Source organism: Streptomyces sp. NPDC049879, assembly GCF_044461265.1.
Taxonomy (GTDB): Bacteria; Actinomycetota; Actinomycetes; order Streptomycetales; family Streptomycetaceae; genus Streptomyces.
Map to the genome: position 1 here is coordinate 39197 of NZ_JBITKT010000014.1, position 9162 is coordinate 48358.

Below are 9162 nucleotides of genomic sequence, written 5' to 3' on the forward strand. Positions count from 1 at the left end.
GGTTGTCCGGGGCTCTGGCGGCGCCCCGTTTTGCTGTATTGGATACTACGACCTGTCGGGCGGGAGGTCACTCCCCGCGGTGCCGCGCCAGGGCGGCGCGACCGGCGTCGTTGATCTTCACGTCCGTGATCACGGTCCGGGTGACCCACCAGCCCTTCCGCGGGCTGTAGTAGCTGTGCGGCCCGGTGGTGACGTCGACCAGGCCGCGGCGGATCAGGCCGCGGATCGACCGCATGTCGACGCCGGGGGCCCCGCCCACGGAGCGGTCCCAGCTCTGGGCACCGTGCGCCAGGGCGGCGGCCATGCGGTCGGTCAGGGCGGTGGTCGGGTCCATCGGCTTGTCCTCGCTGCGTCGTGTCGGTTGCGGTGCGGGGCCCGGACCGCGGGGTCCGGGCCCGGTGGCGGCGGCGCTCAGGCGCCGCAGGTGCAGGGCGCCGGGTCGGTCGCGTACTCGGTGAGCATCCGGACGAGGACCCGCCGGTGGTGGGCCAGGGCGTCGACGAGCGGCCCCGTCCGGCGCCCCTTGGCCTCCGCGATGCTCAGGCCCCGTTCCCGCTCGGCAAGGTCTCCGCGCTTGCTGAAGACGTCCGCGGCGCGGGCGTAGGCGGCACAGGAGAACGAGGAGAACACCGCGCGGCCGGCCGGGGTCGTGCCCACGGGGACGACCCGCGCACAGTCGAACGTGACGGCGTCCGGGGTCTGACACAGGGTCATCCCGGCCGGGAGCTCCACCGTCGAGCCGGACGGGAAGGTGAAGGTCTGGGTCTCCATGGGGCGGTCCTTCCGGTTGCGGGGCTCTGGCGGCGCCCCGTTCATTCCGTCGTATCCAACGCATTGGACACTACATGTCCGGCTGGGGTTTGTGCACTGCATCTACGAAACGGGCATAGGGGACGGTGCGGCTGTTCGCGGCGCACCCCCGCCGGCGGCCGGTCGGGGGTGCGCCGCTCGGCGTTAGGGGTGGCCCAGTGCCTGGTTCAGGGCCGACCAGTCGCCGCCCCGGCCGGTCTTGATCAGGTCCAGCATTCTGCGGCCGTACCCCGGCGTCATCTCCGCGCCGGCCTCCGCCCGGACCTCGGCCTGGCGGGCGCGGACGGCGTCCATGTCGTCGTACTGGGGCACCGCCGGCGCGCGCCACCCGAAGGACTTCCGGGTCCGCTCCGCGGCGGCCCGGTCCCACGGGGCCGCGCCCGGGTCGACGTCGGCGGGGTCGGCCGGGTCCACGTCGCACCCGGCCTCACCCCAGGCCGGGATGTTGTGGTTGGCGTCGCGCTTCACCAGGTCGTCCAGGCCCAGCGGGGGGCCGTCCGCGGCCGGGGCGGGCGCCGGGGCGTCGACGGACCCGCCCTGGGCCGGGACGGCGTCCAGCGGGCCGTCCTCGGCGTCGGGCCGCTCGGCTGCCTTCGCCAGGCGGTACCGCGCGGCGGAGTGCGGCGACTTCGCCGTGTCCACGCCGTCAAGCTCAGCGGCGACACGATCGGGCGACCAGCCGCGGTTCAGCAGGACCCAGACTTCCGGCGCGACCCAGAACGGCAACCCGGCCGACGCCAGGACGGCCAGGCCGTCGTCGACCACGTTCTGGTCCAGGGTCCGCGCGACGTCGCGGACCTCCTTCGACGTCCTGAAGTTCCCGCCGTCCGCCGGCCGACACCCGCGCATCCGGGCCAGGGCTTCCAGCTCCGCCATGGACGAGATCACCGAGCGCGGGGCGCGCGCCTTGTGCGCGCGGACCTCCGCACTCTCAGGCACCGACAACCGGTTAACCGGTTCCTCCGCCGCCGGCCCCCCGCTTCGCGGGCCGGCGGCCAGGGGGAACCGGTTTACGGCGCGTTTTCCGGCACTTGGTGTGACCTTGACGTTTGAGGCATCGTCGCAGGTCGGGGCCATAACGGCTTTCCGTGATCTTGCGGCCGAACGGGCGGGGGCGACGGGGTGGTGTGCGTCCGTCCAGGTGTCCCGGCCGTCGTCGAGGTTCCGGAAGGTCTCGCGCAGCTCCCTACGGTCCGGGAGGCGGCCGGGGGCGTCCGAGACGGCCAGGGCGTACACCCAGCGTCCGCCCACGTTGAACCGTTCCCGCACGGCGACGCCGGCGGCCTCCAGGGCGTCCAGGTTGGAGCGAAGGGCGGCGTCCGTGAGGTTCAGGGCGCGGGCCAGTTCCGGCCGCTTCCCGGACCACCCGACGTACGACGCCAGGAGGCGCGCCAGGGTGCCGGCGGGACCGGGCTCCAGGTCCAGGTCAAGGACCGCGGTCCGGACAGGGTCCGCGGTTGAAGTCACGGCGACCACGAGGGTTCCACCAGTGAACAACTTGTCCTACTTTCCGCCGCGATGGGCGGAAGGCGGGATTGTCGATAAAGACACGTTGGCCTCAAGCGCTAGCCCATTCGGGCGCGCGGAGTCCGAGCTATCCGCTATTCTCCGGGTGTTCGTCCCAGCACCTGGGAGCGCGCACCCGGACCGCAACTGGAGCCCTATCAACGGATCTTGACGAACACTCACCTTCCGGCATCACGTCATGTCGAGCGCGGAGTGTCCACCCGTCGAAAAGTCGACATTCCACGCAAAGCACTTTGCGAGCCCCCATCACCTGGACGGCCATCCGGTGACAGGGGGCTTTCGCTTGTCCACAGGGTGTGAACGGTTCGGGATGCTACCGGCTTCATATGCCGGCCTGCCTTGCGGTTCCGAGAATCAGCGACCGGCGGGGCCCGGGCTCCAACACCCGGCCCCACCAGGGCTGTTCTGGATCTACTCCACCTGTGCACCTACCTTCACGAGTCGCGCGCGAAGGCCCCCCAGGTCCGCGTACGCGATCTCAGTCCCGGTGTGGGTGTACGCCGGGTCGCCTGGGTCCAGGTCGTCTTCTGGGTGCACGTTCACCGAGCACCACATGGGCCCCGTGATCCGCACACTGTCCCCCTCCTCGTCCGCCTCGACCACGAACTGGTCGGTCAGCTCCCCGCCGGCCTCCCGCCAGGCGCCGTACGCGGGGTGACGTGCGGCTTGGTCAAGGGCGACGACGATCCGCGGCGCATCCCCCCGCGGGACGTTCAACGTCCGCGACGGCCAGGTGGTGGCGGTGTCCAGGGCGTCGTGTTCCCGGCCGGCCGCCAGGGCGACGTGACCAGGTTCGCCGGTCGGCGCGGCCCCGTCGTCGTGGACGTGGATCGCGTTCAGGTGGAACGACTCCCGCCGGACCTCGACCACCCACGGGTCGGCTTCGGCCAGCGGTTCCAGACATGCACCCATCGTGTGATCTCCTCGTCAGATGTTCGGACGTGCAATTGCACGCCGCGACCGGCCCCTGGTGGGGGCCGGGCCGCGCCGGTGCGGGATCAGGCCGCCAGGGCGAGGAAGGCGCGCTGGGCGGCCCTGTCCTTCGCCGGGCGGTACGCCGCCAGAACCGTGTCCATCTGGGCGGCGGAAAACAGCTTGACGTCATAGGTCCGGACCGCGCGCCCCTTCCCCGGGACCTTCTTCGTGATCCGGCCAACGGCCGTACCCTGGCCGGCCTTCCGGGAGACCGCCGAGGCGAAACGATCGGCCAGGCGGACGTCCAGGCCGCGGGCCACCAGGTGCGTGCGGACCGACTGGATCGGGTCCGCGGCGACCGCGCGGCGGGCGGCGCGCTCGGCGCGTGCCTGACGGGAGCGGTCGCGGACGATGCGGCGGGCGTTCCGGGCGTTGGCGTTCATCTCGGGTTCCTTCCGGTTCGGGACTCTGGCGGCGTCCCTTTCGATGTATTGAATACTACAGGGCGGACCTGGGTCTGTCACTCCCCACCGAGCACACCGACGCCCGGGCGGCCGTATTGCGCCGTCCGGGCGTCGCTGCACTTCACCGGCCCTTTACGGGCCCTTCACCCCCGCCGAACGGGGTACGTCCGCTATGGCCTGTTTCACGTGGAACTGTGTGGACCCCGTCCGTTGACGACGTTCACCCGATCCGGCGGAGGTTCGCCCGGCGGGCGGTCGCCGGCCACGCCCCCGCGGTGGGCCGGTCGAACCACGACCCGGTCACCGTGACGCCCTGGCGCTCGATCAGCGCCACGACCTTGTCCAGGGGGACGTCGGCCGCGGACGCGTACGCCCCGTCGACCGCCTTCGACCAGTGCGGGGTCTTGCAGTCCGCGCACACCAGGGCGACGGCCGCGCCGGTGAGGGGGTACAGGCTGACTTCGACGTACCGCGCGTTCTCGACGCGGCACGGGTGCAGCTCGGCGGGGCGTTCGCGGCCCACCGCGGCGTACCCCTCGGCGGTCAGGTCGAAGAACACGGCGAGGCCGGCGCCGTCGTGGCGTACGACCCGGCGCGTGGCCCAGCCGTGCCGGACGATCGCGCGGGCGGTGGGGACGGGGAGCAGGTGACACCCGGGGCGCTTCTCGATCAGGTCGACGAGGGCGGCGGCCTGGGTGGGCGACGGCTTCGGCATGACGAACGGTTCCTTCCGGTGTTCTGGCGGGGGTGTGCGGTGCGCGGGCCGCCCCCGGCGGGGCGGAGGCGGCCCGGGCGGGGTCAGTCCTGGACGAGGTACGGCGCCAGGTGGACGAGGGTCCAGCCGTTGCGACCCCGGCCCACGTGCTCGTCGGCGGCGATCTCCGCGAACCGGCGGAGGTTCGCGCGGAGCGCGGCCACCTGGACGTCGTCCAGCTCCTCGTCGAGGTAGCGGACGCGGCCGGTGTGGACGTAGTCGTACGTGTCGTCGTAGCGCCAGGCGCCGAACAGCGACCCCACGGCGGTCAGGGTGAAGCCGTCGACGTCGTCCCCGATCCACTCGGCGGCCTGGTCGCGGATCGTCTCCAGGAGGCCGGCGGCCTCGGCGGCGCGGGTGTCGATCTCGGCCTGGGTGGGCGCCGCGGCCAGGGCGGCGGCCCAGCGGGCGCGGGTCTCGGCGGTGGGAGTGGTGGCGGTGGTGGTGGTGATCACGGTCATGATGCGTTCCTTCCGGTTCGGACCCTGGCGGTGGTCCGTCGTTTTCAACGTATCGAATACTACGAGATCAGGTGGCGGGAAGCACTCCCCGCCACCCGTTCGGCTCAACCCCAGTACGCCCGGTCGTACGGGCCGGTCGGCCCGTCGAAGCTGGCGCAGTCCTCGCACACCAGGCGGTCGTCCTCGTCGAAGGTCCACCCCAGGTCATCGCGGGCGGCGTCCTCGTCGGGCGCGGTGGCGTAGCAGTGCGGGCACTCCACCGACTCGTCGTCGGGCTCCAGCTCGTCGAGGAAGCCGCCCAGGGCGGCGTCGACCAGGGCCTGGTCCAGTGCGGTGGGGCGTACGAGCGTGATCGTCATCGGCGGTTCCTTCCGGTTCGGATCGTGGCGGCGATCCGTTTCGTTGCATTCGACACTACGGGAAGGGTCGGGGGGTGTCACTCCCTCGTACTGTCGTTTTCAATACATTAGAAGCCGTGGTACCTTCGGGCTCACCAGCACCGACACCGGAAGGAGACAGGGCCATGGCCAGGACCGCCAGAGCGCCGATCCCCCCGCCCCCGATCGACGGCCCGCTAACCGTCGACGCCGTCGCGGCCATATTCGACACGGACCCCCAGACCGTGCGCCGCTGGGCGCGCGAAGGCCGCCTGGGCAAGGGCCTCGGTACGCACTCGGCCACCGGCCGCGGCCGGGGCCAGAAGGTCTTCGACCCCTGGGACGTCCTCAACTACGGGTGCAAGACCGGGCGCCTGGACCCGTACTGGAACCGCACCAACGCGGCCGGCCGCGTCCAGGAGGAGTCCGACCGCGCCGGCCGCCGCGGGTACACGATCCGCGCGGAGCCGACCCGGGACCTGGACGGCCGCGTGTACTACTTCGTCCCGCACGCCGCGCGGCTGATCTTCGGCGTGGACACCCGCACCGTGGAGACGTGGCGCAGCAGGCCCCACCTGAAGTTCCCCGACCCGGACGAGGTCCTGGAGGGGAAGCCCACGTGGTTCAAGCCGACGTTGGTCCGCTGGGGCCAGAACGTCGAGCCGCCGCGGCTGAACGAGGCCGGCGAGCCGGACCCGAACCCGGCCCCGTTGGCGAGTGCGTGACGACCCCCTGAGTCTGTAGGGTCGAATACATCAGAAAGCACGAACGGACCGCCCCCCGCCTGGACAGCAAGAAGGGCGATCCGTTCGCTAACCGGAAGGAACCGCGACGCCTTATGTCTCTCGACACCACGTCGCCCCCCGCCAGGGAAACGACGCACATCACGGCCTTCGCCGCCCAGAGTACCCGTCAGCCTGTGCGACTGTCCCCGGCGCAGACACAGGCGCTCGAAGCAGAGCTGAACCCGGACCGGATCAGCTTCGACTACGACGGAAACGCGCACGTCGAGGGCTGGGACGTCCGCGCGGCCCTGACCCGGATCTTCGGCTTCGGCATGTGGTCCGAGGTGATCACGGAACGCCGGCTGATCCAGGAACGGTTCATCCCGACCGACGACGCCGACAAGACCCGCGGCAACTGGCATGTGTCCTGGGCCGTGTCGATCCTGCTCACGTGCTGGGACGCCCACGGCGCACCGCTGGGCCCGTTCGAGGGGACGACGATCGAGACGGGGAAGATGCCCCAGCTCGGCGGCGCCCACGAACTGGCGCGGAAGGCGGCGGCCACGGTGGCGTTGAAGCGGGCGGCCATCAACCTGGGGAACCAGTTCGGCTTGTCCCTGTACCGCAAGCCGCCGAAGGGCGCCGCGGACCGGCGGCCCCGTACGAAGGCCGTCACGCGGACGTTGCAGCCCGGCGCGGACGTCGACGCCGCGGCCGACCGCGCGCCCGTCGAACCGTCCGTGGCCGACACCGAGGCCCCGGCCACCGTCCCCGACGCGCCCGCCGCGGCCGTGGCGACCCCGCCGCGCCCCGAGGCCGGCCACCAGCCGACGCCCGACGCCGCCCCGGCCGCGCGCCCGGGCCGCCGCCCGGAAGACGTCGTCCCGAAGCGCCCGGTCCCGGTCGAGGACCCGGCGGAGCTGGAAACCGCGCGGGCGCAGCTGCGGGACCTCGCGCTGAACCTCGGCGTGGACCCCGACGCGTTCGACGCCGCGGTGGTCAAGGCGTGCGGCGTCCCCCTGAACGACACGACCCTGGCCCAGGTGCGCGCGCTCCGCGCCGCGATCGAGAGGAAGAACACCCGTGACTGACCTGGACCTGGGCGACGCGTTCCTGGACGCGCTGGGCCCGATCGGGGACACGTTCCTGGCCGCCCTGGACGAAGGCGCCGCCGAGCTCGGCGCGGACGACGCCGGCGGCCCCGCGCCCCAGGACGACTTCGACCTGGACGCGTCGCTGAAGGAGGAAGCCGCGCTGGGCGCCTGGATCGCCCGGGCGAAGGCCCGGTACAACCAGGTCCGTACGCGGAACAAGGCCGCGTTGGTCCGCGTCGAGGCGAAGACCGCGGGGCGCACCTGGACCCCGTCCGTGGACGGCGTGAAGATCGGCACGGTGACGCTGAAGGGGAAGCCGCGCGAAGTCGTCGTGGACGACCCGGCGGCGTTCGCGGCCTGGGTGCGGACGAACTTCCCCACGGAGGTGACCGCCGCCCTGGAGCTGGGAGACGTCGACGACCCGGTGGCGGCGGCGGCCTGGCTCGCCCAGCACGACGACGCGCCCCTGTCCGCGACGGTGGCCTGGACGGTGCGGACCAGCTTCCGGTCGAAGGTGCTCCAGTCCCTGAACGACGGGACCACGACGACGCTCGTCTGGCCGGCCGACAAGGAGACCGGGGAGGTCCGCGAACTGGCGGTAGCCGGTGTGACGCTCGTCGACGTCGCCCCGGAAGACCGGGTCCACCAGGTCAAGTTCGACACCAAGAACGGCGGCCAGGACGCCGCCGCGGCGTACTTCCGCGACCGCGGCCTGGACGCCCTGGTCCCGGGCGAGGAAGACGCAGGCTGACCGGGGATTCACCCCACCCGATCGAAGGCCCTCACGGCGTGCCGTGGGGGCCTTCGCGCTGGACTGGAACTGGCCGGCCGCCAGGAAGGCCACGCCATGATCGACCGCCGGTACCTCCCGCTGATCGGCCTTCGCGTCCTGGACCTGTTCTGTTGCCAGGGCGGCGCATCCCTCGGTTACGCCCTGGCCGGCCTCGAACCGGTCGGCGTCGACCGGGCGCCCCAGCCCCACTACCCCTTCACGTTCCACCAGGGCGACGCCCTGGAGTACGCCGCGACGTACGGCCGCGGCTTCGACCTGATCCACGCGTCCCCGCCGTGCCAGATGTACACCCGGGCCCAGAAGATCCGCGGGCGCCGTCACCCGGACCTGGTCGGGCGCACCCGCGAAGTCCTGGCCGGCCTGGGCGTGCCGTACGTGATCGAGAACGTGGCCGGCGCCCCGCTCCGGGACTCCACGGTCCTGTGCGGGGCCATGTTCGGGTTGCGCACGTACCGCCACCGGCTGTTCGAGACCAGTTTCCCGGTCGCTGCGCCGCGGCACCCGGTGCACGTGCGGCCCACGTCGAAGATGGGGCGCGCCCCGGTCCCGGGCCACAACATGCACATCGTGGGGAACTTCGTCGGCGTCGAGGACGGCCGCTGGGCTATGGGGATGCACTGGACGACCCGCGAGGGTCTTCGGGAGGCGATCCCGCCGGCGTACGCGCGGCACATGGGGGCGGCGTTCCTGCTGTGGCGCGCGGAGCGGGACGGCGGCCCGGGATGATCGCACGTTCCAGGCGCCCCAGGACGGCGTCCTTCGTACGTTCCGGTGGCGGTGCCACCCGGTGTGATGAACGGCCCGCACACGGCCGCCCAGGGCCTGTTCCGCTGGTTCTACGTGGGGCGGTCGACCTGTAGGCACAACCGCAGTGTGGCCGGCCAGCAAACCGCACCGCCCCACGGCAGCACGAAGGCCCGGTACGACGCGGGGGGACGGCGTCGAGTACCGGGCCTTCGCGGTTTCCCTGGCGGGGGTCTATGAGGCGGCGGCGCGCTGGGACGGGTGGACCTGGCCGCGGACGGTGAACCAGCCGTCCCACTGGGCCCCGGCGCGGACCGCGGCGTCCTCGGCGGCCCGGGCCCGGGCGTACGCGACGCCGGGGTACCGGACGGGGAGCGGCGGGGGCGCCGCGGCCGGGGCGGCGGGGAGGCCGGCGGGGGGAACGGTGTACACGGTGGGGCTCCCTTCAGTGGACGTACGGGACGAGGTACGCGACGACCAGGGCGATCAGGGCCACGG

The 9162-nt window shown here is 72.5% G+C and carries 13 protein-coding genes; 4 read left to right on the plus strand and 9 right to left on the minus strand.

Features of this window, described 5'->3' with window-relative positions; genetic code table 11:
* Positions 1 to 67: 67 nt before the first annotated feature.
* From ACIBPC_RS31300 to ACIBPC_RS31335, 8 genes are all read right to left on the minus strand, one after another.
* Positions 68 to 334, minus strand: a complete 267-nt coding sequence (locus tag ACIBPC_RS31300) for a hypothetical protein (RefSeq protein WP_398849367.1) — start codon at positions 332 to 334, stop codon at positions 68 to 70.
* Between the two features lie 77 nt (positions 335 to 411).
* Entirely contained in the window at positions 412 to 771 is a 360-nt protein-coding gene (locus tag ACIBPC_RS31305; RefSeq protein WP_398849369.1) for a hypothetical protein, read from the minus strand.
* Between the two features lie 183 nt (positions 772 to 954).
* Entirely contained in the window at positions 955 to 1749 is a 795-nt protein-coding gene (locus ACIBPC_RS31310; protein WP_398849371.1) for a hypothetical protein, read from the minus strand.
* A gap of 999 nt (positions 1750 to 2748) precedes the next feature.
* The gene (locus ACIBPC_RS31315; RefSeq protein WP_398849373.1) at positions 2749 to 3249 is read right to left on the minus strand and encodes a hypothetical protein; all 501 of its coding nucleotides are present in this window, start codon (positions 3247 to 3249) and stop codon (positions 2749 to 2751) included.
* Positions 3250 to 3335: 86 nt separating this feature from the next.
* Positions 3336 to 3695 carry a hypothetical protein gene (locus ACIBPC_RS31320; protein WP_398849375.1) on the minus strand — a complete coding sequence of 120 codons (360 nt, stop codon included), beginning with the start codon at positions 3693 to 3695 and terminating at the stop codon, positions 3336 to 3338.
* Positions 3696 to 3936: 241 nt separating this feature from the next.
* Entirely contained in the window at positions 3937 to 4431 is a 495-nt protein-coding gene (locus tag ACIBPC_RS31325) for a hypothetical protein (protein ID WP_398849376.1), read from the minus strand.
* A gap of 83 nt (positions 4432 to 4514) precedes the next feature.
* Positions 4515 to 4931 (minus strand): hypothetical protein, encoded by a 417-nt coding sequence (locus ACIBPC_RS31330; RefSeq protein WP_398849378.1) that lies wholly within the window; start codon positions 4929 to 4931, stop codon positions 4515 to 4517.
* 104 nt (positions 4932 to 5035) lie between these two features.
* Positions 5036 to 5290: a hypothetical protein gene (locus ACIBPC_RS31335; protein ID WP_398849380.1), complete on the minus strand. Its 255-nt coding sequence runs from the start codon at positions 5288 to 5290 to the stop codon at positions 5036 to 5038.
* Positions 5291 to 5454: 164 nt separating this feature from the next.
* Here ACIBPC_RS31335 and ACIBPC_RS31340 point away from each other — a divergent pair, with 164 nt between their 5' ends.
* The 4 genes from ACIBPC_RS31340 to ACIBPC_RS31355 all read left to right on the plus strand — a co-directional run bounded on the left by ACIBPC_RS31340 (position 5455) and on the right by ACIBPC_RS31355 (position 8646).
* Entirely contained in the window at positions 5455 to 6033 is a 579-nt protein-coding gene (locus tag ACIBPC_RS31340; protein WP_398849382.1) for a helix-turn-helix domain-containing protein, read from the plus strand.
* A gap of 194 nt (positions 6034 to 6227) precedes the next feature.
* A complete protein-coding gene (locus ACIBPC_RS31345; protein WP_398849383.1) occupies positions 6228 to 7124 on the plus strand; it encodes a Rad52/Rad22 family DNA repair protein in 897 nt (298 codons plus the stop codon).
* Positions 7117 to 7878 carry a hypothetical protein gene (locus tag ACIBPC_RS31350; RefSeq protein ID WP_398849385.1) on the plus strand — a complete coding sequence of 254 codons (762 nt, stop codon included), beginning with the start codon at positions 7117 to 7119 and terminating at the stop codon, positions 7876 to 7878. The genes ACIBPC_RS31345 and ACIBPC_RS31350 overlap by 8 nt, the downstream gene beginning before the upstream one ends.
* A gap of 96 nt (positions 7879 to 7974) precedes the next feature.
* On the plus strand, positions 7975 to 8646 hold the full coding sequence (locus ACIBPC_RS31355) for an SAM-dependent methyltransferase (RefSeq protein WP_398849387.1): 672 nt from the start codon (positions 7975 to 7977) through the stop codon (positions 8644 to 8646).
* Between the two features lie 252 nt (positions 8647 to 8898).
* Here ACIBPC_RS31355 and ACIBPC_RS31360 read toward each other — a convergent pair whose 3' ends face one another.
* On the minus strand, positions 8899 to 9096 hold the full coding sequence (locus ACIBPC_RS31360) for a hypothetical protein (protein WP_398849389.1): 198 nt from the start codon (positions 9094 to 9096) through the stop codon (positions 8899 to 8901).
* Between the last annotated feature and the right edge of the window lie 66 nt (positions 9097 to 9162).